Consider the following 25,867-nt stretch of genomic DNA (forward strand, 5'->3'; position numbering starts at 1 on the left):
ATATATAAAAGACATTATAATTTGGTTGTTGTCTTTTTACAATAGCCAATTGTTGTTGTTTTTTGTGTGTAATCGCTTTACATGCACGTATATCAATGAAAAAAATATTTTTATTCTTTTGAGTTAATTTCACAATGCTAAACCCATCGGACTTTAAATGATTTTAAGCATTGTCGAGAAGTGTTGCATCAATGAATTTTCAGCCATTCCGGCTCAGGAATACTCAGCCTGCGGACTGGAACTTCTGCAAGCTGATAGAAATCACCGAGGAAGCGTTCGTATTCACCCGATTGCGATAAATACTTATTGAAACGATCCTCCAGCAAATGCTTCTGTTGTTCTGAGGATGATGTATAATAGTTTTCCACACAATCAAAGTAGTGAAGAGGGAATAAAATCCTTGCGTATAAAAGTCGCCAGGCAAAAGGTGAAAGGCGGGAGATCGTTTGATAATTTTGTAAAAATTGCTTCAACCCCGGCTGGTACGTTTGCGTATGATGAAAATAGTGATTCCTTGTCCATTCGGCAAGGTCCCGGCTTGGATGGTCAAATGTCCAGTCCAAGGGATTTTTGATCAATGGTTTCCGCCATGTTGTTTCCGAGAATCTTTCATGGCAGACTGTGCCGCCATCAGCACCAGTCGGTTGTTCGTCTATTTCGGTATCAACTAAATACTGGATCGCATTTTCTGTCAAACCCATATAATAAGGGAAGGAATCCAAAAACAATTTATCGAATTCATGATCAGGCTGGTGAATCAACTTACCATTCCACACGGTTTCCATCTGCTCCAGACGTGTTTCCCACAGCTGCTTCCATTGCCCGATCCTGCTGATCTTCTCAACTGAAAACGGTAATGATCGTCCACGAACATGGAACTTAGCCAGCTTTCGGCCAATGTTGATTTGCCTGTCCGTTTCACGTTGCCGGTAAAAAAGCAGGCAGTGCGCCGTCCCTCCCGATTCATAAACGAACTGCCCGGTTTTTGTTTTGACCAACGCAGAAACATATCGGTCTCCAGCGCTGATTAAATGCCGGGCTATTTGGTCAAGCTCTGCCAATTCCTCCTGTGAAAGGCTGGAAGGCACTATAAAATACAGCTCGTTATTTTTTTTAACAGCTTTATAATCGCCAACTTGCAGCTCCTCGTCCGCGCTAATCCCATACTGCTGCTCGATAATTCGCTGAAGCAATTCGTTTCCCCCTTTTTGGTGATTTTCTTTTCAATATATGCCTGATATCTGTAAAACTTGTTGAGTATGCCGAATAAGGATATCTTTTAAGGAGATGATGAAAAAAGGCACTTGCAGAATCTGTACTCAGGAGGAGACCCTAGTTCAAAAACGCATATTATAGATAAACAATATATATAGAGAAAAATCACAGGAAAAGGTGAGAAAATGGAAGAAGAAAAAAAAGTAACCGATGTGAGCGAAACAACAGCCCGCAAATGGCTTCATGAACGAGGGGTAGAAATCAAGGACATTGCAGACCTTGTATTTTTCCTCCAGGAACAGTACCATTCAAACCTTGATATAAATGACTGCATTGAGAATGTCGAGAGGGTTCTTTCGAAACGGGAGGTGCAAAATGCGATTCTGACCGGCATCCAATTGGATGTACTGGCTGAAAAAAGACTGCTCGATGACCCCCTGCTACGCATTATCCAAACAGATGAGAGCCTTTATGGTATCGATGAAATATTGGCATTATCAATCATTAACGTTTACGGTTCAATCGGTTTTACGAATTATGGATACATCGATAAACTAAAACCAGGGATTTTAAAGCATCTAAACGATAAATCAACGGGAAAATGCAATACTTTCCTGGATGATATTGTTGGAGCGATAGCTGCTGCTGCTTCAAGCCGACTCGCCCATAGCGCAGCGAACACTGAATAAATCCCCGTCTCCCCGTGTTGCTGATGGTCGGGTTTTTTTCGATAGAGAAACCCTGCCACTAAAATTGAGGCAGGGTTTCTTAGTTTTATATTTCCCATTGATCGAGAGAATCCACTACGTGAGTGGGCTGCTGCTGATAGTTTTTCAGTAATTCCTTTGTCGTTACACCCGTATGGACAAGCAGTGTATCCATTCCGGCATTTATTCCTGCGAGAATGTCGGTGTCATAATTGTCCCCGACCATCAATGTCTCCTCCATCCTGGTTCCAATTACCTTTAAGGCCTGCTCCATAATAATCGATTCCGGTTTGCCGATAAAAATCGGCCTCGTTTGTGTTGAAACCGTAATTACGGACGTAATTGAACCATTGCCGGGCAGGAACCCTCTCTCAGTCGGCAAAGCAATATCACCATTCGTTGAAATAAACGTGGCCCCGTTCCGGACTGCTAAGCAACCGATCGCAAGTTTTTCATAGTTGACTGAGCGATCAAGGCCAACGACCACATATTCTGCATCCTCCCCTGCCAGAGCAAATCCTTTTTCTTCAAGCGCGGTGCGTAGTCCGTCTTCACCGATAAAATAAACAGATGCGTTGCTATTCTGTTCATAAATATAATTCGCGGTTGCCATGCTTGTTGTAAACACTAAATTTTCCTCGGCAGGAATGCCAAAGGCCGTCAGTTTTTCAGCGACCTGGGCTGGAGTTCGTGATGAATTATTTGTTACAAACAAATAAGGGATACCGTTATCGCGCAGCTTTTTAACAAAAACTGCAGCTTCTTCAATCAACTCTGTCCCTTTGTACATCGTGCCGTCTAAATCAATTAAGTAGCCTTTATATTTTTTCAAGTCTGTCACTCCCAACTATATGATACCCGATCTTTCATATTATTAAAAAATATAAAATTGTGCAATACTTCACTATCTCATTTTGATGCTTTTTTCAAAAACAAAAGGACCAATCAGTGGTCCCGAAATGAACGCTGTCAGTTTTTAAATGCTGATACCGGCCCAAGTTCATTCAGCAAATAAGCCCGTACTGACGGAGCAAACTGTTTTAAAACCTTTATATGTGTTTGGAAAGTGGATTTCAGAGCATCATGATCAATTTCCGTATAGGTTTGAATGAGCATCTTCCTATATGTCAGGATGTTTTTATAGATGCTGCTCATTTCGGCAGTGATCACCTTTTCATCTGCCAGAATATCGATTATGTCCTCATAACTTCCCGGATCACGCATTATAAATCCATCGATCATCGCATTGCCTACATCTAAAAAAGCTTCGATCATTGTATGGGTTAACCTCTCTAACGCTGCCTGCTCAAGCGGGTCTTCCCATTTGTCTTTTTCTTCAAAAAGGCGAATTTGTCTTTCCAAATATCGCAGTATTTCGTCGATCTTTTCCCTGTCCACAAAATACACTTTTTCTCCTCCTTGTCCTGCTGTAAAATGAACTATTCTTTCTTAAATGTCGATTTTGTTTATCCATATTGTATCATAACATGTAGAAATAGATATTTTTGCCTGCTATTATATAGAAAAAGGGATTGAGTAAAAAACAATAGCGAATTCGGAGGAATAATAGATGGCAGAGCGATTTTTTTTATACGATGATACAGAGGAAACAAAAACGAGGTTCGTCAGCTTTATGGGAGAAAATACACGTTTTGATTTAGCAATCACGCAAACTGACCGCCATTACGGAAAGTCGCTTGTCCTTGATATGCAGGGAAGCCGGTTTGCCATCATTGGCCAGGACGATCTGGATGAAGAGGGATATTTGGAGCATGCCTTTCAGCTCTCAGAGGAAGACGCGGCCGAACTTCGTTCTTTTTTATTTGAACTTTTATAACGATGAAACAGCCACGCTTTATAGCCCGGCTGTTTTCTTGTTTGCATGCATATAATTGAAAAACGAACGGTTATATAAAATTAAGATAGCATTATTCGTTTCCTGCGGCATACTTCTGTTTTTTTAGACTACTTCATTCGTTTTTCGGTTCAGCTTATTATATTGTAAAAATTACATATAGCTAACCGTCTAAGACAGAGTTATCTGATTGTGCTTCAGCTAGTTTTTGGTTTTTCATCTTTTTAACAACAAAATAAGGGCAGCCGAAATTACAATATTCGTACAGGTATTCCGTTAAAGTGCTGATTTTTGTATCGAATGAGGCTTTTTGGTTCTGGTCGTCAAAGAAACCTTTGAGCCGAAGCTGGCCGTACCCCCAGTCCCCCACAATATAGTCGTACCTTGCTAATATTTCACTATATCTGGCACGAAATGCTTCTTCATTAAAACCATCCCGTTGTTCTTCAACGACTTCATAACAAACATTATTAATGCAAATCATTTTTTCACCTCTTTATCTTCCATGTCCTTAATTTGATTATAACTGATTGATCGACAATTACTAAGCGAAAAAACGAACTCGCAGGCCATTATAACCCCGGATAAGCATAAGAGGAAATCTCGGCTTGCACAACCATTACTAAGATAAACCGACAAATTGTAAGATTATATGCAAAATGAACACGTTGTTCGATGTAAATAAGAGTTCAGCAAATGCTGAACTCTTTTCGTTATGCTTGCTGGGCAGTCGTTTCCCCGAAGAGCTGCTTTTGTTTCGCAGCGGCATTCACTTGCTCATCTGCATGATAGGAAGAGCGCACTAATGGACCTGCTTCACAATGGCTAAAGCCCTTGCTCATCGCTATTTCCTTTAATTCCTGGAACTCGTCAGGATGGTAATACTTTTGAACCTTTAAATGTTTTTTGGTGGGCTGCAAATATTGCCCAATCGTCATGATATCGACATGATTGGCCCGCAGGTCATCCATTACTTCAACAATTTCTTCTTTCGTTTCACCAAGTCCGATCATCAAGCTTGACTTTGTTGGAATGTCGGGCTGCAATTCTTTTGCACGCCGCAGGAATTCAAGTGAGCGCTCGTAAGTAGCCCTTGCCCGTACTCTTGGTGTCAGGCGCCGTACAGTCTCGATGTTATGATTTAAGATATCAGGGCGTGCATCCATTAACGTCGCTAAGTTTTCAAGAACGCCCCCCATATCTGAAGGAAGAACTTCGACGCTCGTAAACGGGCTTTTTCTTCTGATCGCTCGAACGGTTTCCGCAAAAACGGCAGATCCGCCATCCTTTAAATCATCACGGGCAACTGCCGTTACAACGACATGCTTTAAATTCATTAAACTGACGGAATCAGCAACCCGCTCCGGCTCTTTCCAATCAAGCTCTGTCGGCAAACCGGTTTTGACTGCACAAAACCGGCAGGCGCGCGTACAAGTATCCCCGAGGATCATAAATGTGGCCGTTCTTCTTACTGCCCAGCACTCATGGATATTTGGACACTTCGCTTCTTCACAAACAGTATGTAGGCTTTTTTCCCGCATCATTTTTTTAAGTCCGGTATAATTCTCATTTGTATTCAGCTTTATTTTCAGCCATTCAGGCTTACGTAAATGTTCTTCTTTCTTACTCAATTGTCCCACTCCAATCACTTAAAGCATTACAAAAATACATCATCGAAAGTGTATGATATGTATTCAATTGTCACTTTAACATATTCAACATAAGCAGGACAAGTTGAACAGCTTCCGATTACCATTAATTGATATATATTAATTTTCCTTTTCCTCACAAACTAAACAAGTAGATGAATTAGGAGGGAGGATTCCAGTGCGGTTTATTTTGATTATTCCATTCGTTTTTATGCTGGCTTTGCAACTATGCACACCATTGGCCGTGAATGCCGAGGAGCCAGATTTTTATGCAATTCGAATGGAATTGTACAAAAAGGTTGAAGCCACGACAAACATTCCGTGGTATTATTTAGCAGCGATCGACCAATACGAAAGAAATGTTCGCCAATCGAGGCGGGATCTGCCAAAAGCTGATGGTGCTATCGGTATTTATTTTCGGCCTGAAGAATGGGCAGGCTTGCTGAACCCTAACCTTACGGATGAAAACCCGGCCTCAATTCAGTTTTTCGATGGAATTGGCATCGATGGAAATGGTGACGGTAAGGCAAGCTTTAAAAATGATGAAGATGTTCTCCATGCTTTTGCCAATTATCTTCTATCATATGGGGTCGACCATGATAATCTTAAAATCGGTCTTTGGAATTACTATAAGCGTGATAAAACAGTTGGCATCATTATTGGAAAAGCAAGAATTTATAAGCACTTCGGCCGTCTCGACCTTGAATCCCATGCCTTTCCAGTCCCATTAAGGAGCAGTTACAGCTACCGCAATACTTGGGGCGATGCACGGGGCTGGGGAGGCAGGCGCATCCACGAAGGCACTGACATCTTTGCAGGTTACGGCGTGCCTGTTCGTGCTACATCGTACGGGATCATTGAGATGAAAGGCTGGAACAGGTATGGAGGCTGGCGGATTGGTATACGGGATATTAACAACAATTATCACTACCTGGCCCATTTGAGCGGGTTTGCGAAGGACTTGCAGGTTGGCCAAATCGTTGAACCGGGCATGGTCATAGGCGGAGTCGGGAGCACGGGCTATGGACCTCCCGGAACATCCGGGAAATTCCCACCACACTTACACTATGGCATGTACAAGGATAACGGTTATACAGAATGGTCATATGATCCCTACCCCCATTTAAAACTATGGGAAAGACAGGAACGCAAAAAGGCGCGGAAACACAAATAATAGTTTAGGCAAGGATTGTTTATCTACCGGATAGCATTTAAGCAGAGATGACTGCCGGATGACCGCAGTCATCTCTTATTTTCATCGCATCTAATTAGAAGGCAGCTCAATCGAAGGACCTCCGCCCTTACCGCCATTGTTATAAAATTGAGGTACTTTTCCAGGGTAGAAGTATTCCCCTATTTTAACAGATACCACTTCTTCTATTTCATTTTCCAACAGCGGGATAATGACATTCATATGCACCTTCACCTTAATGTAGACCTCAACGATCGTGTTATTGATTCCCGTCTCGATATATTTGGTTTCTAAATCGGAAGTTACCGCACCAATAATTTCAAAACGAACCGGTATTTCCGGCCCTAAATTTGATAGCAGGGTAACATTTGTTGCCATCCCCAACGGAATATTGTAGACAATTCCTTTTTGCTCCTGTGATTTAGTAAAATCAATATCCTCGTCTTTTTTAAAAGCCTCAAGTTTTTCAAGTTCACCAGCCTCTACCAGATCCAAGTATTCCTGAACACGGATTGTCGCATCAGCTATCAATTTGCTATACATCTGGGGATTAAAACTAATAATTGCCTCATCCCCAACCTCACGGGAAATAATCAATTTTTCGATGTCAACTTGTTTAACAATCGTATTGGAAATTGCATCATTTATCGCCTGCGCTGCGAACTGTCGCGATCTTGTTTCAGCAATGCTTTTTAAGGCAGGTTCAATATTTTTATTTATAATAATTAAGCTAAAGAATGTGCAGCCAATAAAAATAATAAAGCTGATCATAAATACATACTTAAATGGCAAAGGACCTTGTTTAAAGGTTCTTCTTCTAGGTTTGAACACAAAAAACCCTCCCTTACCCAATATATATGTCCATTGCACGCTTTCATGAAAGTTTAGTTGTTAATAGTGGTTCAGTATAAACAGTCATTTTCCAACTAAAAAAAGAGAGCGGCCAGTCTTGTCGGCCGCCTCAAACCATCTTCAGCAATGCATCTTTCCCAATCATGCCTTTACGAATTCCGAGGTCGACCGCTGCAAAAGTGATAGATTCCAGCGGAGCCTCCAGAAGCTCCTCAATTGTCTTGACTCCGACCGCGCGCCCGGCAATCACTTTTCGATCTGCCAGCTTTTCATTGAGCAAGGCCACATCAAGGGCACCGCACATAATATATCCTTTATCGCTCATTACAGCGAGGAGGTTCGTTTTTGGCAGTCTTACTGACATAGCAAGAAAAGTCTGCCCCTGAATCTCAATCGGCGATAATTCGATCATACTCACACACTCCTTTTCTATCCCTTTCATTACACTTTATGAATAAGAATGGAAAAGCGTGTATCATGGCAGGAGTTTCTTAAACGAGCTTACTTATTCTGTTACCCGATGCAGTTCGGCGAGCTTCCAGCCGAGCAAATCCCGCAGAAATTCCGGGAGAAAATACTTTTTATGTTCAGCGCGAAAGAGTCCCGGGAAAAGTCGGCCAAACGTAAACATATCAGGAACTGCCAATTTATAAAAAGCGTCCGGCTTAATTTCCCGATTTTGGATATAAATTTTCTTAACACCTTTATGTACTATAATTGAAATTCCGTCATATTCCATTCTTCCCATCACCGTGCCCCTGAAGCCGAGACCGACTATTTGCAGGTGGGGCCATTTTTCATCGAAGGTCTGGTTAATAATTTCCTTTAATTCACTTCCGGACAATTCAATGACACATGGATTGATCGGATGGGGGCAAACCTTTAATAAGTCATATTCAGTTAACGGTCCCGCCGGCAAGTCATGCAACAATAGACCTGCATTTAAGAATGCACAATCTGCCTTGCACCATTCTCTTAATGCCTCAACCAATATTTGCGGCAGAGGCGACGGCTTAAAGTGATCTGTGTGAATCGGCTCAGGCAAGATTGTAACTGTGTTATTGAGCAGCTCTTTTCCTTGAATAAAAAGTTCTTCAGCCCATTGTTGTTCCTGATCGGCTTGACTGAGCTCATTCGTATCGTATAACCTCGCTGTTTTTTGTACGATTTGTTTTTCCTGAGGACTAAATTCAATCGTCACCTGGCCGACATAAAAACCATATTTCCCGGCACCGCATAATAGACGTCCAGCGACTGTTTTCCCTTCATGTAACACATGGTGGGTATGTGCCCCAAGAATGATATCAACCTCCGGGAACTCTCTGGCGATTCTTTCATCTTCATGGAGTCCAAGATGGGATAAAATGAAGATTAGATCTGTCTCGTTTTTCAGCACCTCCACCTGTCTCCTTAATTCTTCAAGCGGTTCGGTAAGCTTCCAACCGAGCAATTCATATAAATGCGAAAAGTACGCTGTTAAACCGATCAACCCGATCCGGGTACCGGATTTTGTCGTTTTAATTGTAAACGGTTTGGCCCAGTCTGGCCGGGTTCCATCTTTCCGATAAAGGTTGGCGGCCAGAACGTCAAAATCGGCCTGCTCGTACAAGCTGTCCAAATCTTCATGGGAAAAGGTGATTCCTTCATTATTACCGATCGCTACAGCATCGTATCCCGCCCTGTTTAGTAGCTCTGTATTTCCTTTTCCACGCGTTCCTTCTGTATATGGGTGCCACCTGTCTGCATGGTCTCCGATATCAAATAATAACACTTCTTCCCCCTGCTCGCGATGAAGCTTTTTCCGGCTCGTGAGAAATTGTTGAATGCGGGGCCAATGGTCGAAATGGCTATGCAGATCATTTGTATGGTAAATATGAATGTATTCCATTTTATCAACCTCTTTTACTAACCGACTAGTCCTTCTAATACCAGCCGGGTTCCGATCATAATCAAAATGATCCCCAGCACAAGGACGAGCGTGCTGCATTGCAATTTTATATGGCATAAGCTTCTAATTTTGCGCCAGCCCATACTCCGCGTTCCACCCTGCCCGCTCCCGGCAATTGTCATCCTTTTTTTAAAACAAGTCAAGCTGCCGTGGTGCCAATCCATCGTATTCTATATTTAATATATCTATAAGTTGTTTCGCATTATCAGCCGCATCTCCACCGGAATTGTTGTTAAAGATCGCATACACATCGCGGCATTGCGTTTCTAAATCTTTCAGCCATGCTGCCCAGATCTTAAGCTCCTGCTGATTATAGCGATATAAATAACGAACCTCGCGCCAATTTTGGCCATTGCGTTGATTCCAGCCATGGACGTTTCTGCCGTGAAACCTCACCAGCACCTGCTCGTCGTTCGTTGCCGTTAACACTGTCGGCACCGAACCTTGTCCTGCTTGCGGTTCATCGCAAATACTGTGGATCCATCCGTCGTTTTTCATATATTCAATCGTTTTATCACGTAATTCTCCTTGAAACCAGCTTTGGTTACGGAATTCAAGAGCACAGGGAATATCGCGCATTTCCTCTCTGCACCAGCGCAGGTAATCAACGTTTTCCCGGTTGCAGTCAAACCATGGTGCAAACTGAAAAAGTGTCATCGCCAGCTTGTTTGCCGACTGATAAGGCTTTAGCGATTCCCGAAAGGCAGCAAACATCTCTTGTTTGTTCTCAAATGGGATTTCCCCGCGCTGGTGGCCTGTCATCCCTTGATATGCTTTAACAATAAACCGAAACGAATCTGGTGTTTCCTGCACCCATTTCTCAGCATTTCGGATCGGCTGTACAGCATAAAATGAAGCATCCACTTCGACAGTTGGAAAAACACCGGCATACTCTTTTAATTTGTCACGGGAAGAAGTATGGCTGCTATATAAGCTGTCATGGTCTCCCCAGCCCGTTAACCCGACGATGATCATGGATACACCTCCATACAATAAATAATAGCATATTCTTTTCTGCTAGAAAAATTTGGCTGTTCCAGTAATATAAATTCTTCATCATTCGGATTTTAACATCTCCCACATATGGAGAATTCCATTTTCTACCCAATTTCTGTTGCTTTTAAACCACGTTGAAAAAGACAAAAAAATACACCAGCAAAAGAATTGCCGATGTGTTTTTATTGTTAATCTTTTTTCAGCCTCGCTGCCACCCGGTTGCCAAGTGATTGAAGGCCTTGAACGAGGATAATTAAGATAACGACCGTTACGTACATTACATCTGCTTCGTATCGAAGGTGGCCAAACCGGTAAGCAAGATCGCCCAACCCGCCGCCGCCAACAAGGCCTGCCATTGCGGTTGCACCAATTAAGCCAATTGTTGCAATCGTCAAGCCAAGAATAATCGATGACCGCGACTCCCTTACAAGAACATGCCAGATAATATCTTTTGTCGCAATCCCCATTGCTTCATATGCTTCGATCACACCTCTGTCAACTTCGAGGAGCGCCGTTTCCATTAATCTTGCAATATATGGAGCCGTGTAAACGACAAGCGGTACAATCACTCCCTGAACACCGATCGTCGTCCCGACAATCAACTTAGTGAACGGAAGAATAAAGAACAGTAAAATTATAAACGGTACCGACCGGATGATATTGATCAAAACATTTAACACCTGGTAAATGTAGCGATTCTCAAGGCTTTTTCCCGGGCGGGTTAAAACGAGCAAAATCCCGAGCGGAAGACCGAGCAAAATCGAGATGAGTAATGATATCCCGACCATCTGGAAGGTTTGCAAAGTTGCCTGCCAGATGTCAATGCCCCACATATCAAGAAATTCATTGATTCGTGAAATCATGCTCACTCACCCCTTCTACATGTACACCCTGCTTTTTTAAAAAATCAACTGCTTTCTTGATTTCTTCATCTTCACCTTGCAAGTGAACAAGAAGCTGTCCGAAAGGCTCTTCTTTCAGCTGGGTAATCGAACCGGACAAAATGTTCGGAAAAATATCGAAGTTTTTGCTGACAAGAGCGAGAGCCGGTTGTTCTGAAGATATGCCGAAAAAAGATAAAGTAAACACATGACCCGTCTCTTTTAAATGGTCGAAAACATTTTCCGGAATCTTATGAGAAAACAAGCTGTTTACAAATTTCCTGGTTGTCTCCTGTTGTGGAGCACTGAAAATCTGGGCAGTTTTCCCCTCTTCAATCACTCTTCCGTTTTCCATTACTGCAACCTTGTCGCATATGCGCTGGATGACATGCATTTCGTGGGTAATCAGCAAAATTGTAATCCCGAGTTCACGGTTGATCTTAAGGAGCAAATCAAGAATCGCTTCTGTTGTATCGGGATCCAACGCACTTGTTGCTTCATCGCTCAACAACACTTCAGGTTCATGGGACAGGGCGCGGGCGATCGCCACCCTCTGCTTCTGTCCGCCTGATAATTCAGAAGGGTAGGAATGTTGTTTTTCCGCGAGACCGACAATGTTTAAGTACTTTGAAACTCGTTCATCAACTTGTTTTTTACTCAGGCCTGTTAATCGTAAAGGAATCGCAATATTATCATAGACCGTTGCTGTTTTTAATAAATTAAAGCCTTGAAAAATCATGCCGATTTTTCGGCGTGATTCCCTTAGTTTTCCTGGTGAAAGTTCAGTCAGTTTCAAACCATTTACCGTTACTGTCCCCTCTGTTGGCTTTTCAAGAAGATTGACGCAGCGGATCAACGTACTTTTGCCTGCTCCGCTGTAACCGATCACCCCGAAGATTTCACCTTTTTTTACCTCAAGTGAGACGTTTTTTAAAGCATCAATTTTTCCCTGTTTAACGGCAAATGTTTTGGAAACATTTTCTAAAACAATCATGCTAGCACTCCTTTGAAACGCTCATTACCAGGCTGCGATAACAGACCCGGCGAAGGTTTCTTCAATAAATTGCTTTACTTCTTCCGACTTATAATATTCAACGAATTTCTTAACTGCAGCGTCATCCTCGTTTCCCGTCCGGACAGCAATGACATTGGCCCAAGGAGAATCCTTCGGTTCGATCGCAATGGCATCTTTTGCCGGAGTAAAGCCGTGTTCAACAGCAAAGTTTGTATTAATGGCCGCTGCATCCAATTCTTCTAATTGACGAGGGATTTGCGCTGCCTCCAATTCGATAAATTCAAGATTTTGCTTATTTTCTTCTATGTCTTTAAGTGTTGCCGTTACGCCGGCACCTTCTTTTAATTTGACCAAACCTGCTTGTTCAAAAAGAATTAATGCACGTGCACCATTTGTCGGATCGTTTGGCAAACCGATCTTTGCTCCATCTTTAATTTCGGAGAGATCTTTCACTTTTGAAGAATAAAGTCCCATTGGGAAGTTAACAACTTCTGTAACTTCAGTTAGATCAAGGCCACGGTCTTTCTTAAATTGTTCGAGGTATGGCTTATGCTGGTATACATTTATATCAATCTCTTCTTCTGCTAAAGCCATATTCGGCATCACATAATCATTGAATACCTTCAGCTCTACTTCAAGTCCATCAGCTTCGGCAACTTCTTTTACTTTTTCAACAATTTGTTCGTGTGGGCCAGCTGTTACTCCGACAACTAATTTTTCTTCACTCAGCTCTGATTCTTTGTTAGCTGCTTTATCTTTATCGCCAGATGATCCTTCTTTGCTGCCACACGCTGCAAGCAACAACAATAATAATAGTGATGTAATCGTTAAAAACTTTTTCATGTTAACTTATCTCCTTTAAGGTCAATTTTTTGTTTTTGATCGATTCAAAAAGTCTTCAGCAAATTTTTCGAGCCCCCAAATAGCTTCAAGGAGACTCTGTTCGGAAACTGTCTGCTTCATGAGATGAATGGATTCTGATTCCCTTAATGCTTTGCCAATAATGAAGGCAAGTACTTGCTTATTTTCAGGATCAATTGAAAATTCCTTTAGCCGGTATGGAAGCTTTGTCTCGACATAAAAAGGGATGATTTGTTCTATCTCCTTCCAGTTGCACTCAATTGCAAGCTGAACGAGAATTCCATAGGCTACTTTTTCGCCATGAAGGAATGCGTGAGTTTCCTTGACGGCGGTTAAACCGTTATGTACCGAATGTGCACCGGCAACCCGCCCATATTTTCCGGCAAAGCCGCCGACCATCCCGCCTGCTATAATATTAGCCTCGATTACTCTAATGATCTCGGCGGTAACAAGCTGGTTCTCACATGATTGAATTGCTTCCCGGCCGTCTTTAAGCAAAATTTGTTTACAAAGTTCAGCTGCTTCCCTGCCGACTTGAACCGCAACAGGCAATGACTCGTTTTGAAAAAAAGATTCAAGTAAAGCTTCTGCCTCATAAAACTTGGCAAGCGTATCGCCAATACCGGCTCTTAAGTAAGCTACAGGCCCTTTCGCGATAATTTCCGGCTCTATTAACACAAGTGCTGTCGCTGTCGGAAAAATCGAGTAATGCGAAAATTCACCCGCTTGATTGTAAAAAACACTCAAGGGTGTCCACGCCGCACAAGTTGACGCCACGGTCGGGATTAACACTGTTTTCAGCTTCGCCTTATAACCAACTGCCTTCGCAATATCTAAAATCGTGCCTCCGCCAATCCCGATAATTGCATCTGACTTGCCCTGCAATTCACTGGCAAGTCTATCCGTCATTCCCTCTGTGCAAGGACCGGTTAATTCGATATACTCCCAATTTTCTGTCTTCTCATTTGTTAAAAAAGGTTGAGCCGCCTGTAAGGCAGTTTTCCCATGTAAAACAGTAACGCGTTCAATTTCTAAAGCCTGAAGATAGATTGGGAGTTTTTCCAAAGCGCCCTGCCCACATTCATACTGCATCGGGGCGCCTTGTACAGTAATAGCTTCCATGTCTCATCCCCCTAAAGATCACCTCATTATAAAAGGTTAGCCCAGCATTGACTTACTTTAAATGAGCTGTTTAAACACAAAAAATGCCTCCCTGATAAAAGAGAGGCATGAAATCATAATAAATGACAGATCATCCTCTCTTATCTTTCAAAACATAGCGTTTTGCAGGATTTAGCACCTTTTCTCATCTATTGACAAGAACGGTTGCCGGGTTTCGCAGGGCCAGTCCCTCCACCACTCTGAATAAGAGATTTGCTCATTAAATTGTTATAGTCAGTTTAATCATTATTATTTTATTCGTCAAGAACTTTTTAATCGCGACATTTTTTTGATATCACAAAAAAACCGCCCGTCAGTTGACAGGCGGAAAATTTATTAACCAATTGAACCTTCCATCTCAAATTTGATCAGGCGATTCATTTCAACTGCATATTCCATTGGCAATTCTTTTGTAAACGGTTCGATAAAGCCCATTACGATCATCTCGGTTGCTTCTTCCTGGGAGATGCCCCGGCTCATCAAATAGAATAATTGTTCTTCCGACACTTTTGAAACCTTGGCTTCATGCTCTAATGAGATGTTATCATTTAAGATTTCGTTGTAAGGAATCGTATCTGAAGTCGACTTATTATCCATAATCAGCGTATCACACTCGATATTTGAACGCGCTCCATCTGCTTTACGGCCAAAGTGAACGATACCGCGGTACGTTACTTTACCGCCTTGTTTCGAGATTGACTTCGAAATGATGGTTGAGGAAGTATTTGGCGCAAGATGGGTCATTTTCGCACCGGCATCCTGGTGCTGCCCTTTACCTGCCAACGCGATTGACAATGTCATGCCGCGGGCGCCTTCGCCTTTTAAAATGACAGCAGGATATTTCATCGTCAATTTTGATCCAATGTTTCCGTCAATCCATTCCATCGTTGCATTGGCATCACAGACAGCACGCTTTGTAACAAGGTTATAGACATTATTTGCCCAGTTTTGAATTGTTGTATAACGGCAATATGCATCTTTCTTAATAATAATTTCAACAACTGCGCTATGAAGAGAGTTTGTTGTATAAACAGGTGCTGTACAGCCCTCAACGTAATGAACGTGTGCACCTTCATCAACAATGATCAATGTCCGCTCAAACTGGCCCATATTTTCAGAATTAATCCGGAAATAGGCTTGAAGCGGAGTTTCGACTTTAATGCCCTTTGGAACATAGATAAATGATCCACCAGACCACACTGCAGAGTTTAATGCTGCGAACTTGTTATCTGTTGGCGGAATTACCTTTGCCCAGTGCTCACGGAAAATATCTTCATTTTCCTTTAGGGCAGAATCTGTGTCTTTAAAGATGATCCCCTGTGCTTCCAGATCTTCCTGCATGTTATGATATACGACCTCTGATTCGTACTGGGCAGAAACACCGGCAAGATATTTCTGCTCAGCTTCCGGGATTCCCAATTTATCAAAGGTTTGTTTAATTTCCTCAGGTACTTCATCCCATGAACGTTCCGTTTTTTCGGACGGTTTTACATAATACGTAATTTCATCAAAGTTTAATGAAGCCAAATCCCCGCCCCATTGCGGCATTGGCATTTTGTAAAAATGTTCAAGAGACTTCAAACGGAAGTCGAGCATCCACTGTGGCTCATCCTTTAACTTAGAAATTTGCTCCACGATTTCACGCGTTAAGCCACGCTTTGATCGGAAAATGGAAACGTCTTTATCGGCAAAGCCATATTTATAATCACCGATTTCGGGCATTTTCTTAGCCATTGTCGAATTCCTCCATTCTTTGATGGACAGGGAACTTCTTCCCTTCCACTCTTATTATCCGCCGTAACGGTCTTAAAAGTTTATGTTCGCACATTCATCGAAATTCCGGGGTCCGCTTAGTTAAAGTCTGTCTTCGTTCAAGCCTTTTTCCATCGCTTTCCAAGCCAGTGTGGCACATTTAATTCGTGCTGGAAACTTCGATACTCCCTGCAAGGCTTCGATATCGCCTAAATCAAGGTCATCATCTTGTATTTCTTTACCCTGCATCATTTCCGAGAAAACTTTGGACAGTTTGATTGCGTCGTCAATATGCTTCCCTTTGATTGCCTGGGTCATCATTGAAGCGGAAGACATCGAAATTGAACAGCCTTCCCCTTCAAACTTCGCATCGTTCACAATCCCGTCATTGACCTTCAGCGTTAAGCGGATTCGGTCTCCACATGTCGGGTTGTTCATATCAATCGTTAAGCTTCCGTCTTCTAAAACCCCTTTGTTGCGTGGGTTTTTGTAATGATCCATGATTACTTGGCGATAAAGGGTATCCAAGTTATTAAAAGACATTGCTGAAATACTCCTTTGTTTTGACAAGGCCTTTTACAAGCTTATCAATATCTTCTTCAGAGTTATACAAATAGAAGCTCGCTCTTGCTGTTGCCGATACATCCAACCATTTCATCAACGGCTGTGCACAGTGGTGGCCTGCCCGAACTGCAATTCCCTCTGCATCCAATACTGTTGCTACATCATGCGGATGGACATCCTCAATATTAAATGTAACAACACCTGCCCTCTTCTCGGGATCCTTGGGGCCATAGATCGTCAATCCGTTGATTTGCCCGAGTTGATCCATGGCATAAGCAGCGAGCTTATGCTCATGTGCTTCAATATGATCACGGCCGATTTCTTCTAAAAAGTCGATGGCCGCTCCCAAACCGATAGCTCCGGCAATTATCGGTGTGCCTCCTTCAAACTTCCAGGGAAGCTCTTTCCAGGTTGAATCGTACAAGCCGACAAAATCGATCATTTCGCCGCCAAATTCAATCGGCTCCATATTTTCAAGCAAATGTTTTTTTCCATATAATACACCAATCCCGGTTGGTCCGCACATTTTATGGCCGGAGAAAGCAAAGAAATCACAATCGAGATCCTGCACATCCACGTTGATATGCGGAGCAGCCTGGGCGCCGTCCACCACCATCACTGCACCATTTTCATGAGCGATTTTGCCAATTTCCTTGATTGGATTCATTACTCCAAGAACATTAGAGACGTGCGTAACCGAGACAATTTTCGTGTTTTCTGTTACTGTACCCCTGACATCATCAAGGCTAATCGTTCCGTCAGCCTGAAGGGGCAAATATTTTAACGTTGCCCCGGTATGTTTGGCCACTTGCTGCCACGGAATGATATTGCTGTGGTGTTCCATATAACTGATGACAATTTCATCGTCTTTGGAAAGGTTTGCCCTTGCGTAGCTGGCTGCAACTGTATTCAAAGCGGTCGTAGTTCCGCGAGTAAAAATAATTTCTTCTGTTGATTTTGCCTTGATGAACTTTCGAACCTTTTCGCGGGCTCCCTCATAGCCGTCGGTGGCTCTTGTTCCGAGAGTATGCACTCCGCGGTGGACATTGGAATTATATTCGCGATAATACTTATCCAATGCCTCAATCACCTGGTAAGGCTTTTGCGATGTTGCTGCACTGTCCAAATAGACAAGTGGATTTCCGTTAACTTCCTGGTCAAGGATGGGAAACTGTTTACGAATATCGGCGATATTCATTACTTAACTTTCCTTTCAATAACATTGACGAGCTGTTTTTTAACTCCTTCAATTGGAAGCTGGTTCACAACAGGAGCAAGGAACCCGTGAATAACGAGACGCTCCGCTTCTTTTTGGGTGATACCCCGGCTCATTAAATAATAAAGCTGAAGGGGATCGACCCGGCCGACAGAGGCTGCATGGCCTGCCGTAACATCATCTTCGTCAATTAACAGGATCGGGTTCGCATCCCCGCGTGCTTTTTCGCTTAGCATTAAAACGCGCGATTCCTGTTGGGCATTTGATTTTGTCGCACCATGCTCGATTTTTCCGATTCCGTTAAAAATCGAGGAAGCACTGTCCTTCATAACACCATGCTTCAGAATAAATCCTTCAGTATGCTTTCCGAAATGGACAACGGTCGTTGTGAAGTTCTGTGTTTGTTCTCCGCGTCCAACAACCACTGTTTTCGTGTCGCCAATCGAGCCGTCACCGACTAGATTTGTCAAATTTTCAGAAATCGTGTTTCCGTCATTCATTAAGCCCAATGCCCATTCAATTCGTGCATCCCGTCCGGCCACACCGCGGCGGTTTACATATGTCGTTACCCCTTTTGACAGGTTATCAACTGCACCGTATTGAACTTTAGCATTTGTACCCGCAATCACTTCGGTAATAATATTAAAAACACCAGTCCCTTCATCAGAAGTGGACACGTAATTTTCAACATAAGTGACCGAACTGTTATCCTCTGCGACAACAAGCACATGGTTGAATAAGTTCGCTTCCGGCTCATCATGGACATAGATCGCTTGCACAGGTACTGATAGCTCAACGTTTTTCGGAACATAAAGGAAAGCCCCGCCATTCATCAATGCCGCATGCAGAGCAGTTAAGCGATGCTCAGCCGCTTTAACTCCGGAATTCATAAAATACTTTTGCAGCAATTCACCATGCTCGCGGGCCGCCGTAAATATATCTGTGAAGATAACGCCGCTATCCTGCAATTCCTTTGTTAAAGATAAAAATGCCGGTCTGTTATTTCGTTGAATGTATAAATTGTTATTTGAAGATTCAAGATCGATCAGTACTTTCACTTGTTCGGGAAGCTCGTCCAACGAAGCATAGTCTTCGCTCTTGACAATATGTTTACCGATTTTCGTGAAATTCCATTTATCGATTTTCGTTTTATCCGGTTTGGGCATTGGCAACATTTCAGCCTGTGCCAAAGCCTCAAGGCGTTTCTCTGTCAACCAGGCGGGCTCACCCATTTCTTTTGAAAATGAGTTCACATACTCCTGATCGAACGGTAATCTTGTTTCAGTCGTCATTATGATCCCCCTAACGCTTACGCTTCTTGCCCAACTGTTTCGTCTTCAATACCGAGCTCTTGCTTAATCCAATCGTATCCTTCTGCTTCAAGACGCTGGGCCAGCTCAGGACCTCCTGATTTCACAACGCGCCCTTGCATCATAACGTGCACATGGTCAGGAGTAATATAATTAAGAAGGCGTTGATAGTGCGTGATAATCAAGCAGCCGAAATCCCCGCCGCGCATTTCATTGATTCCTTTAGAAACGACCTTTAGTGCATCAATATCAAGACCGGAGTCAATTTCATCGAGAATCGCGATCTTAGGCTCAATCATCATTAACTGAAGAATTTCATTGCGCTTCTTTTCTCCACCAGAAAATCCTTCGTTCAGGTAACGTTGTGCCATATCTTGGTCCATTTCCAGCAAGTCCATTTTTTTATCCATTTGGCGAATAAACTTCATTAAAGAAATTTGGTTTCCTTCGTCAAGACGGCTGTTAATTGCTGAACGTAAAAAATCAGCATTTGTTACACCGCTAATTTCGCTAGGATATTGCATGGCAAGAAATAGTCCGGCACGTGCGCGCTCATCCACTTCCATTTCGAGGACGTCTTCGCCATCGAGCGTAATGCTGCCTTTTGTTACTTCATATTTTGGATGTCCCATGATAGCAGAAGATAAAGTTGATTTACCTGTTCCATTCGGCCCCATGATCGCATGGATTTCGCCGCCTTTTACCTCCAGGTTTACACCTTTTAAAATTTCTTTGCCATCAATTTCAACATGTAGATCCTTGATTGTTAATGTTGACCCTGCCATTTTATTACCTCCGTCAATAAAAGAAAAATTTGTATCTAACAGCTTTTAAGCCTAAAGCTTTTTCTATTCTCATTTTATTCTCATTACAATCTTATAACAAATGAAAAGTGTTAGCAACTCTTTGACTGCAGATGAAATTCTATAAAAATAAATAACTGGATAATATTCGAATCGATACACTTTTGTCCATTAATGGCCACTTAACATCTTTTCATATGATTTCCTTCTGTCTTGTTTTCATGTAATCGAATCTTTTTCGGGACAGGCCATTGACAAAAGCGTAAAAATAGCGAAAACCAGTGCCTTTAAACACTGGTTTTCTGCCTTATCATCCAATTATCTTACGAATGTAATTTTCTCTCCAAATCAGAAACCATCCTCTGGCTTCTCAAATAATCTTTTTCCCGTTTTTTCTCAACTTCCATTCTAACATCATGCTTTCTGCTGTAAGTTTCATAGCCTACACCGTGAGCACCGTGCATCGCCTTCTCCATTTCACTCGTGTAATTAAGCTGTAAGTGACTGATAATGAATCCATCCTTTCGGTTTTACGCTTTCGCGTTTTTTTCTCACGAATTCATGTTAACACTATTCTTTTACCACGCTCAAAGCCGATAAAACCGTTAATTTATGGATAATAAGGAGAGAGAGTGATTCTCCCTCGTTCAGCTCTTTATTGCTTAAAAATGCTGGTTATTGCTTTAATTGATTGAGGTCACCGATTGCTTCCTGAACCAATGTTACAGCCTGGCTCATCGATGCCCCGCCCCCAAATGCTGAAGTAACGCCTACTGCTTCAAGAATCTCGTCTTCAGAAGCACCCTGATCAAGACATCCTTTCAAATGGTAAATAATACAATACTCATCTTGAGAAAACAGGCTAATTCCAAAGGCGATCAGCTGTTTTTCACGCTGTGTTAACGCCCCTTCTTTGAAGCAGGCTTCTGTAAATGCGTTATAATGCTCCGCCAGATCGGGCATTTTTTGCGTAAATATCCCGAGCCCCATTTTATAATCGTATAGGGCTGCTTCTGTTGCGTTTCGTGGTTCCATTTGTTCCATGTGCATCCACTCCATTCTTATAATCACAGCATTAGTATGTTTTAGAAAAAAAGAAACTATTCGAGTGAATTTCATAATGTAATAAGCTAATCCGAAAAACGAACGAAGGTTGACTAAATAAACAAGAGATTGCCCTTAGGAACGAATATTACTATCTTAATTTTAAATAACTGTTCGTTTTTCAATTAAAGAATTGCTTTATGAAATTGACTCATTCTTATAGAAAAAACAGGCACCCTTTTTGGATGCCTGTTTTCATGCATTACTCGGAAACCGGAACAACGGCGCCTTCATATTTTTCTAAAATAAAATTCTGGATTTCTTCTGAGCGAAGTACTTCAACCAATGTCTTGATTTCTTCTTTTTCTTCGTCACCTTCGCGAACGGCAATAACGTTCACGTATGGAGAATCCTCTTCTTCAATCGCAATTGAGTCGTCTAGAGGATTTAAACCAGCATCGATAGCATAGTTGGAGTTGATTAAGACGGCATCACCTTCACCGTTATTATAGATTTGCGGCAAAAGGGAAGCTTCATACTCAGTGTCGAATTCAAGGTTTTTTGCATTTTCTGCAATATCATCAATTGTTGCTGTTGTTTTCTCAACACCTGCATTAAGCTTGATTAAGCCTTCTTTTTCAAGCATTGATAAAATACGGCCATGGTCTGCAACAGAGCTGCTCATGATAATATGGGCACCTTCCGGCAATTCTTCAAGACTCTTGTACTTTTTAGAGTAGACCCCGATCGGCTCGATATGAATTCCGCCGGCATTCGTGAACTTGTAGCCATGCTCCTTCATTTGTGCCTCTAGATACGGGATATGCTGGAAATAGTTTGCGTCAAGCTCTTTGGATTCCAACGCTTGGTTTGGCACGATATAGTCCTGGAATGTTTCGATTTCAAGCTCGATTCCTTTCTCTTCCAACAATGGTTTTGCTTCTTCAAGAATTTCAGCATGCGGTACGTTAGAAGCACCGACCACCAACGTTTTGCTTTCTTTTTCATTGCTTTCACCAGCATTGCCGCCTTCAGGGCTTGTTTTTTCGCCAGTTCCGCAAGCTGCAAGCACGAGGGCAATTGCAAGGGTTGTAATAAACAGTAACCATTTTTTCATCTGTAAACCTCTCCTTATCTTTTATCTAATTTTGATGTAATAAAATCTCCAATAAACTGGAGGATGAATACAATAATTAAAATAATAATCGTCGCGACAAGCGTGACATCAAAACGGCTGCGCTGGAAGCCATCAAGGTATGCGAGGTTTCCAAGTCCTCCGGCACCGATTACGCCTGCCATCGCCGTGTAGCCGACCAGAGCGATCGCCGTTACGGTAATTCCTGAGACAAGAGCAGGCATCGATTCTGGAAGAAGCACCTTCCAAATGATTGTGCTTGTTGATGCACCCATTGATTTGGCCGCTTCAACAACCCCTTTATCAATTTCGCGCAGGCCAATTTCGACCATTCGCGCATAAAAAGGCGCTGCGCCGATGATCAGCGCGGGAAGGGCTGCATTTTCTCCAATCATCGTTCCAATAATGAATTTTGTAAAAGGAATTAATAGAACAATTAAAATAATAAACGGGATTGAACGAAAAATATTAACAAAGCTGCTGATAACTAAATTAACGAATCGATTTTCCCAAATATTCCCTTTAGACGTCAAAAACAGCAACAGTCCGAGCAGTAGACCTAAAACAAACGTAGCGAGAACGGAAATACCTGTCATATAAAGCGTTTCGGTTGTCGCTTCCCACATTTTTTCCCAATCTACATTAGGCAGCATTGTTTCAATCATTCGTGATCACCTCCACCCCAACCTGCTGGGTGCGTATGTAATCAATTGCCTTCGCTGCCTCTGCTTCTTCGGCATCAATATGGATAAATAGTGTTCCATAAGAGCCATTCTGGGTTTTGGAAATTTTACCCTGCAAGATGTTAATCGTCACCTGATAATTTCGGATCAGGTTTGTAATTAACGGCTGTTCTGTACCTTCCCCTACGAAGGTCAGTTGAACGACCTGGCCGTGCGGATAGCTTTCCAGCAAGTGCTCAATCGTTTCCTTTGTTTCCTCCGGTTCGGTAACTTGCTGAACAAATCTTCTCGTGATCGGCTGCTGTGGATTTTTAAATACATCGAGCACATCTCCAAGTTCGACAACCCGCCCACTTTCCATTACAGCGACCCGATGGCAAATTTTCCGGATCACATGCATCTCATGGGTAATCAACACGATCGTCAACCCAAGGCGTTTATTAATATCTACGAGCAGCTCAAGAATAGAGTCCGTAGTTTGCGGGTCAAGGGCAGATGTTGCTTCATCGCATAGAAGCACTTTCGGATTGTTGGCCAGTGCTCTTGCTATTCCGACCCGTTGTTTCTGCCCGCCGCTCAATTGTGAAGGGTAGGCATCTTCCCGCCCTTCCAGTCCGACCAATTTAATCAATTCATCGACGCGCTTTAATCTTTCCGGCTTTCTGAGCCCGGCAATTTCAAGAGGAAAAGCAATATTTTCACGTACTGTTCTTGACCAAAGCAAATTAAAGTGCTGGAAGATCATACTGATCTCCTGGCGCGCCTTGCGAAGCTTGCTGCCCTTGATTTGTGACACCTGACGCCCAGCTACGGTAATCGATCCCTCAGTTGGAATCTCAAGACCGTTCAGCATGCGAATCAAAGTACTTTTTCCAGCGCCGCTATACCCGATGACACCAAAGATTTCTCCTTCTTTTATTTCCAGGTTCACGTCTTCTACTGCGCTAATCTGTCCATTTTTAGAAGGATAAATCTTTTTTACGTTTTTTATCGTAATCAACTGATTCACCCTCTTAAATCCGATTCACCCCGTGGGCTAACTTAACATTAAAAACTGCCCTTACATCGCTATACCATTTTGAATGCATCACTAATACAAACTCGTATCTATGTGTATCTATCCCGATAAGCGCGCAAATAAAAAGCCTTTCTGCTCTGTGAGCAGAAAGGCATATCATCTATGTCCTTTCTCTCATCTCCCAAAGCCTTAAGCTTTGTGTGAATTGGCACCATTTCATTGAATAAATGTTCAATGATGGTTGCCGGGCTTCAACGGGCACATCCCTCCACCTCTCTTGATAAGAGCGCAAAATCTTCTTTTATATTAAATTGGTTTTCGCCTGAAAATAAGCAGTTTTTAATTATGAGTGATATCGTATCACGGATAAAAAAGAGTGTCAACGACAAAGTTTTTCCGCTGAAATCGTCTAAAAATTATACATGGGCCGTCCTTGAAATGATGCCTGTTGCTTTTTCAATTGCTTGTTCTAAATCTTCAATTAAATCTTCGGCATTTTCGATTCCAATCGATAAACGAATAAGGTCTTCTGGCACACCGGCTGCCGCCAGTCCATCTGCATCAAGCTGCTGGTGGGTCGTGCTTGCTGGATGAATGATTAAGCTTTTCGCATCTCCGACATTCGCAACATGCGCCCATAATGACAAAGAGTTAATCAATTTTTCGCCAGCTTTTCTTCCTCCTTCGATTCCAAATACGACAACAGAACCTGCCCCTTTCGGCAAATACTTTTCAGCTAATTTCTTATCAGGATGGGCTTTATGCCCCGGATAAAGAATCCATTTTACTGCAGGGTGGTTTTCCAGATACTCAATCATGATTTTCGTGTTGGCAACATGCTCCTTCATTCTCACATGAAGGGTTTCCAATCCAAGTGTGAATTGAAAAGCGTTTTGCGGGCTCAGTGCCGGTCCCAAATCGCGAAGAAGCTGGACTCTCGCTTTGACAATGAACGCTGCTGGACCCAATGCTTCACTATAAACAAGATCGTGATAGCTTGAATCAGGCTCATTAAAACCCGGGAACTTTGCTGAGCTCCAATCAAACTTCCCTCCATCTACAATGATCCCGCCAAGAGTGGTCCCATTCCCGACGAGCCATTTCGTGGCCGAGTGGATAACAATATCCGCACCGTGCTCAATCGGCCTGCATAAATATGGTGTAGCAAATGTATTGTCAATGATTAATGGAACACCAGCACTATGTGCTGCCTCTGCAACAGCTTCAATATCCAAAACTCTCAAGCTCGGGTTTCCGATTGTTTCTGCAAAGACAGCCTTCGTTTTTTCCGTAATTGCCCGTGTAATTTCATTAGGGTCTGTGGAATCAACGAGCTTTACCTTTATCCCGTACTTCGGCAAAGTGACCGCGAACAGATTATAGGTGCCGCCATAAAGATTAGCAGATGCAACAATTTCATCGCCAGCCTCGGCAACATTTAAAATCGCTGTCGTAATCGCAGCCATACCGCTCGATACTGCAAGAGCGCCTATGCCGCCTTCGAGCTGCGCAACTCTTTCCTCGAAAACGGTAACGGTTGGATTATGAATTCTTGTGTATATATATCCTTCTTCTTTTAGGGCAAACAAGTTTGCTGCATGCTCGGTATTTTTAAATTGATAGGCATTGTTTTGGTAGATCGGCACAGCCCTTGCACCTGTTATCGGGTCAGGTTTTAGCCCGCCATGAACCCCAATTGTTTCAATTCGATATTTTTGCTGCTTTTCACTCACTTTTCATCTCTCCTCTTTATTTAGTGATTTCTTTTAACAATAAGCTGCCTATGGCAGAGAAAACCAGGATTCATTAAAAGAAGAAATGAAAAACCCCCTTTTCAAAGAAGAGGGGGGTCATCTCTTCTTATCTGCCAGAGCAAGTTACATTGGCTTTAAACTTTATCCATGCTCTGCTGGAATTAGCACCGTGTTTATTAACCGGTTGCCGGGCTTCGTCGGGCCAGTCCCTCCACCTCTCTTGATAAGAATATTCAATTGTCGTTTTTGTCGGAAT

28 protein-coding genes and 3 riboswitches are annotated in these 25,867 nt (G+C 42.6%); of the genes, 3 read left to right on the plus strand and 25 right to left on the minus strand.

Annotated elements, in window-relative coordinates:
* Positions 1-188: 188 nt before the first annotated feature.
* Positions 189-1,193, minus strand: coding sequence for a spore coat putative kinase YutH (gene yutH / locus CU635_RS10235; RefSeq protein ID WP_101577267.1), 1,005 nt, complete (start codon positions 1,191-1,193; stop codon positions 189-191).
* A 207-nt stretch (positions 1,194-1,400) separates the two neighbouring features.
* On the opposite strand from yutH, the gene CU635_RS10240 reads away from it, so the two are divergent.
* Entirely contained in the window at positions 1,401-1,904 is a 504-nt protein-coding gene (locus CU635_RS10240; RefSeq protein ID WP_101577268.1) for a phosphatidylglycerophosphatase A family protein, read from the plus strand.
* Positions 1,905-1,989: 85 nt separating this feature from the next.
* Here the strand turns inward: CU635_RS10240 and CU635_RS10245 are convergent, their stop codons facing one another.
* The gene (locus CU635_RS10245) at positions 1,990-2,754 is read right to left on the minus strand and encodes a TIGR01457 family HAD-type hydrolase (protein WP_101577269.1); all 765 of its coding nucleotides are present in this window, start codon (positions 2,752-2,754) and stop codon (positions 1,990-1,992) included.
* 137 nt (positions 2,755-2,891) lie between these two features.
* Entirely contained in the window at positions 2,892-3,329 is a 438-nt protein-coding gene (gene hepT, locus CU635_RS10250; RefSeq protein ID WP_101577270.1) for a type VII toxin-antitoxin system HepT family RNase toxin, read from the minus strand.
* Positions 3,330-3,492: 163 nt separating this feature from the next.
* Between hepT and CU635_RS10255 the strand changes: the two genes are divergently transcribed.
* Complete coding sequence (locus CU635_RS10255) at positions 3,493-3,759, plus strand: DUF3055 domain-containing protein (RefSeq protein WP_101577271.1); 267 nt, start codon at positions 3,493-3,495, stop codon at positions 3,757-3,759.
* Positions 3,760-3,940: 181 nt separating this feature from the next.
* On the opposite strand, the gene CU635_RS10260 is transcribed toward CU635_RS10255, so the two are convergent.
* Complete coding sequence (locus CU635_RS10260; RefSeq protein WP_101577272.1) at positions 3,941-4,261, minus strand: YutD family protein; 321 nt, start codon at positions 4,259-4,261, stop codon at positions 3,941-3,943.
* 229 nt (positions 4,262-4,490) lie between these two features.
* Positions 4,491-5,408: a lipoyl synthase gene (gene lipA / locus CU635_RS10265; protein ID WP_101577273.1), complete on the minus strand. Its 918-nt coding sequence runs from the start codon at positions 5,406-5,408 to the stop codon at positions 4,491-4,493.
* 229 nt (positions 5,409-5,637) lie between these two features.
* Between lipA and CU635_RS10270 the strand changes: the two genes are divergently transcribed.
* Positions 5,638-6,600, plus strand: coding sequence for a M23 family metallopeptidase (locus CU635_RS10270; protein ID WP_101577461.1), 963 nt, complete (start codon positions 5,638-5,640; stop codon positions 6,598-6,600).
* A gap of 90 nt (positions 6,601-6,690) precedes the next feature.
* Here the strand turns inward: CU635_RS10270 and yunB are convergent, their stop codons facing one another.
* The 20 genes from yunB to CU635_RS10360 form a co-directional block, all read right to left on the minus strand.
* On the minus strand, positions 6,691-7,449 hold the full coding sequence (gene yunB / locus CU635_RS10275; RefSeq protein WP_101577274.1) for a sporulation protein YunB: 759 nt from the start codon (positions 7,447-7,449) through the stop codon (positions 6,691-6,693).
* 130 nt (positions 7,450-7,579) lie between these two features.
* Entirely contained in the window at positions 7,580-7,882 is a 303-nt protein-coding gene (locus CU635_RS10280; RefSeq protein WP_101577275.1) for a YunC family protein, read from the minus strand.
* Positions 7,883-7,975: 93 nt separating this feature from the next.
* Complete coding sequence (locus CU635_RS10285) at positions 7,976-9,358, minus strand: bifunctional metallophosphatase/5'-nucleotidase (RefSeq protein ID WP_101577276.1); 1,383 nt, start codon at positions 9,356-9,358, stop codon at positions 7,976-7,978.
* 17 nt (positions 9,359-9,375) lie between these two features.
* Complete coding sequence (locus tag CU635_RS24080; RefSeq protein WP_257985651.1) at positions 9,376-9,501, minus strand: hypothetical protein; 126 nt, start codon at positions 9,499-9,501, stop codon at positions 9,376-9,378.
* 46 nt (positions 9,502-9,547) lie between these two features.
* Positions 9,548-10,393, minus strand: coding sequence for a DUF72 domain-containing protein (locus CU635_RS10290; RefSeq protein WP_101577277.1), 846 nt, complete (start codon positions 10,391-10,393; stop codon positions 9,548-9,550).
* 209 nt (positions 10,394-10,602) lie between these two features.
* Entirely contained in the window at positions 10,603-11,277 is a 675-nt protein-coding gene (locus CU635_RS10295) for a methionine ABC transporter permease (RefSeq protein ID WP_101577278.1), read from the minus strand.
* Positions 11,258-12,289: a methionine ABC transporter ATP-binding protein gene (locus CU635_RS10300; protein ID WP_101577279.1), complete on the minus strand. Its 1,032-nt coding sequence runs from the start codon at positions 12,287-12,289 to the stop codon at positions 11,258-11,260. The genes CU635_RS10295 and CU635_RS10300 overlap by 20 nt, the downstream gene beginning before the upstream one ends.
* A gap of 24 nt (positions 12,290-12,313) precedes the next feature.
* The gene (locus CU635_RS10305) at positions 12,314-13,153 is read right to left on the minus strand and encodes a MetQ/NlpA family ABC transporter substrate-binding protein (protein WP_101577280.1); all 840 of its coding nucleotides are present in this window, start codon (positions 13,151-13,153) and stop codon (positions 12,314-12,316) included.
* Positions 13,154-13,174: 21 nt separating this feature from the next.
* Positions 13,175-14,293: an iron-containing alcohol dehydrogenase family protein gene (locus tag CU635_RS10310; protein ID WP_101577281.1), complete on the minus strand. Its 1,119-nt coding sequence runs from the start codon at positions 14,291-14,293 to the stop codon at positions 13,175-13,177.
* A 137-nt stretch (positions 14,294-14,430) separates the two neighbouring features.
* Positions 14,431-14,543: riboswitch (SAM riboswitch) on the minus strand.
* Between the two features lie 125 nt (positions 14,544-14,668).
* Positions 14,669-16,066, minus strand: coding sequence for a Fe-S cluster assembly protein SufB (gene sufB, locus CU635_RS10315; protein ID WP_101577282.1), 1,398 nt, complete (start codon positions 16,064-16,066; stop codon positions 14,669-14,671).
* Positions 16,067-16,186: 120 nt separating this feature from the next.
* A complete protein-coding gene (sufU, locus tag CU635_RS10320; RefSeq protein ID WP_101577283.1) occupies positions 16,187-16,627 on the minus strand; it encodes a Fe-S cluster assembly sulfur transfer protein SufU in 441 nt (146 codons plus the stop codon).
* Positions 16,617-17,846, minus strand: a complete 1,230-nt coding sequence (locus CU635_RS10325; RefSeq protein WP_101577284.1) for a cysteine desulfurase — start codon at positions 17,844-17,846, stop codon at positions 16,617-16,619. The genes sufU and CU635_RS10325 overlap by 11 nt, the downstream gene beginning before the upstream one ends.
* Positions 17,846-19,156 (minus strand): Fe-S cluster assembly protein SufD, encoded by a 1,311-nt coding sequence (gene sufD / locus CU635_RS10330; RefSeq protein WP_101577285.1) that lies wholly within the window; start codon positions 19,154-19,156, stop codon positions 17,846-17,848. Before sufD ends, CU635_RS10325 begins: the two co-directional genes overlap by 1 nt.
* Before the next feature lie 17 nt (positions 19,157-19,173).
* Positions 19,174-19,959: a Fe-S cluster assembly ATPase SufC gene (gene sufC, locus CU635_RS10335; protein ID WP_101577286.1), complete on the minus strand. Its 786-nt coding sequence runs from the start codon at positions 19,957-19,959 to the stop codon at positions 19,174-19,176.
* 341 nt (positions 19,960-20,300) lie between these two features.
* Entirely contained in the window at positions 20,301-20,453 is a 153-nt protein-coding gene (locus tag CU635_RS24465; protein ID WP_483860567.1) for a YuzK family famiily protein, read from the minus strand.
* 199 nt (positions 20,454-20,652) lie between these two features.
* Positions 20,653-21,021, minus strand: a complete 369-nt coding sequence (locus CU635_RS10340) for a carboxymuconolactone decarboxylase family protein (protein WP_101577287.1) — start codon at positions 21,019-21,021, stop codon at positions 20,653-20,655.
* A 262-nt stretch (positions 21,022-21,283) separates the two neighbouring features.
* Entirely contained in the window at positions 21,284-22,138 is an 855-nt protein-coding gene (locus tag CU635_RS10345) for a MetQ/NlpA family ABC transporter substrate-binding protein (RefSeq protein WP_101577288.1), read from the minus strand.
* A gap of 14 nt (positions 22,139-22,152) precedes the next feature.
* On the minus strand, positions 22,153-22,821 hold the full coding sequence (locus CU635_RS10350) for a methionine ABC transporter permease (RefSeq protein WP_101577289.1): 669 nt from the start codon (positions 22,819-22,821) through the stop codon (positions 22,153-22,155).
* Positions 22,814-23,839, minus strand: a complete 1,026-nt coding sequence (locus CU635_RS10355) for a methionine ABC transporter ATP-binding protein (protein ID WP_101577290.1) — start codon at positions 23,837-23,839, stop codon at positions 22,814-22,816. Before CU635_RS10355 ends, CU635_RS10350 begins: the two co-directional genes overlap by 8 nt.
* Before the next feature lie 189 nt (positions 23,840-24,028).
* A riboswitch (SAM riboswitch) is annotated at positions 24,029-24,144 on the minus strand.
* Positions 24,145-24,273: 129 nt separating this feature from the next.
* Entirely contained in the window at positions 24,274-25,590 is a 1,317-nt protein-coding gene (locus CU635_RS10360) for an O-acetylhomoserine aminocarboxypropyltransferase/cysteine synthase family protein (protein WP_101577291.1), read from the minus strand.
* Positions 25,591-25,714: 124 nt separating this feature from the next.
* Positions 25,715-25,841, minus strand: a riboswitch (SAM riboswitch).
* Between the last annotated feature and the right edge of the window lie 26 nt (positions 25,842-25,867).

The organism is Bacillus canaveralius (assembly GCF_002860125.1).
Classification (GTDB): Bacteria; Bacillota; Bacilli; order Bacillales; family Cytobacillaceae; genus Bacillus_BJ; species Bacillus_BJ canaveralius.

Coding starts and splice junctions, on each gene's coding strand:
- CU635_RS10240 (WP_101577268.1), top strand. CDS start 1,401: ATGGAAGAAGAAAAAAAAGTAACCGATGTGAGCGAAACAACAGCCCGC.
- CU635_RS10350 (WP_101577289.1), bottom strand. CDS start 22,821: ATGATTGAAACAATGCTGCCTAATGTAGATTGGGAAAAAATGTGGGAA.
- sufB (WP_101577282.1), bottom strand. CDS start 16,066: ATGGCTAAGAAAATGCCCGAAATCGGTGATTATAAATATGGCTTTGCC.
- CU635_RS10345 (WP_101577288.1), bottom strand. CDS start 22,138: ATGAAAAAATGGTTACTGTTTATTACAACCCTTGCAATTGCCCTCGTG.
- CU635_RS10290 (WP_101577277.1), bottom strand. CDS start 10,393: ATGATCATCGTCGGGTTAACGGGCTGGGGAGACCATGACAGCTTATAT.
- CU635_RS24465 (WP_483860567.1), bottom strand. CDS start 20,453: ATGGAGAAGGCGATGCACGGTGCTCACGGTGTAGGCTATGAAACTTAC.
- CU635_RS10255 (WP_101577271.1), top strand. CDS start 3,493: ATGGCAGAGCGATTTTTTTTATACGATGATACAGAGGAAACAAAAACG.
- CU635_RS10285 (WP_101577276.1), bottom strand. CDS start 9,358: ATGGAATACATTCATATTTACCATACAAATGATCTGCATAGCCATTTC.
- CU635_RS10300 (WP_101577279.1), bottom strand. CDS start 12,289: ATGATTGTTTTAGAAAATGTTTCCAAAACATTTGCCGTTAAACAGGGA.
- CU635_RS10280 (WP_101577275.1), bottom strand. CDS start 7,882: ATGATCGAATTATCGCCGATTGAGATTCAGGGGCAGACTTTTCTTGCT.
- CU635_RS10325 (WP_101577284.1), bottom strand. CDS start 17,846: ATGAATATCGCCGATATTCGTAAACAGTTTCCCATCCTTGACCAGGAA.
- CU635_RS10310 (WP_101577281.1), bottom strand. CDS start 14,293: ATGGAAGCTATTACTGTACAAGGCGCCCCGATGCAGTATGAATGTGGG.
- CU635_RS10305 (WP_101577280.1), bottom strand. CDS start 13,153: ATGAAAAAGTTTTTAACGATTACATCACTATTATTATTGTTGTTGCTT.
- CU635_RS10295 (WP_101577278.1), bottom strand. CDS start 11,277: ATGATTTCACGAATCAATGAATTTCTTGATATGTGGGGCATTGACATC.
- CU635_RS10340 (WP_101577287.1), bottom strand. CDS start 21,021: ATGGAACAAATGGAACCACGAAACGCAACAGAAGCAGCCCTATACGAT.
- sufC (WP_101577286.1), bottom strand. CDS start 19,959: ATGGCAGGGTCAACATTAACAATCAAGGATCTACATGTTGAAATTGAT.
- sufD (WP_101577285.1), bottom strand. CDS start 19,156: ATGACGACTGAAACAAGATTACCGTTCGATCAGGAGTATGTGAACTCA.
- sufU (WP_101577283.1), bottom strand. CDS start 16,627: ATGTCTTTTAATAACTTGGATACCCTTTATCGCCAAGTAATCATGGAT.
- CU635_RS24080 (WP_257985651.1), bottom strand. CDS start 9,501: ATGGGCTGGCGCAAAATTAGAAGCTTATGCCATATAAAATTGCAATGC.
- CU635_RS10260 (WP_101577272.1), bottom strand. CDS start 4,261: ATGATTTGCATTAATAATGTTTGTTATGAAGTCGTTGAAGAACAACGG.
- CU635_RS10270 (WP_101577461.1), top strand. CDS start 5,638: ATGCTGGCTTTGCAACTATGCACACCATTGGCCGTGAATGCCGAGGAG.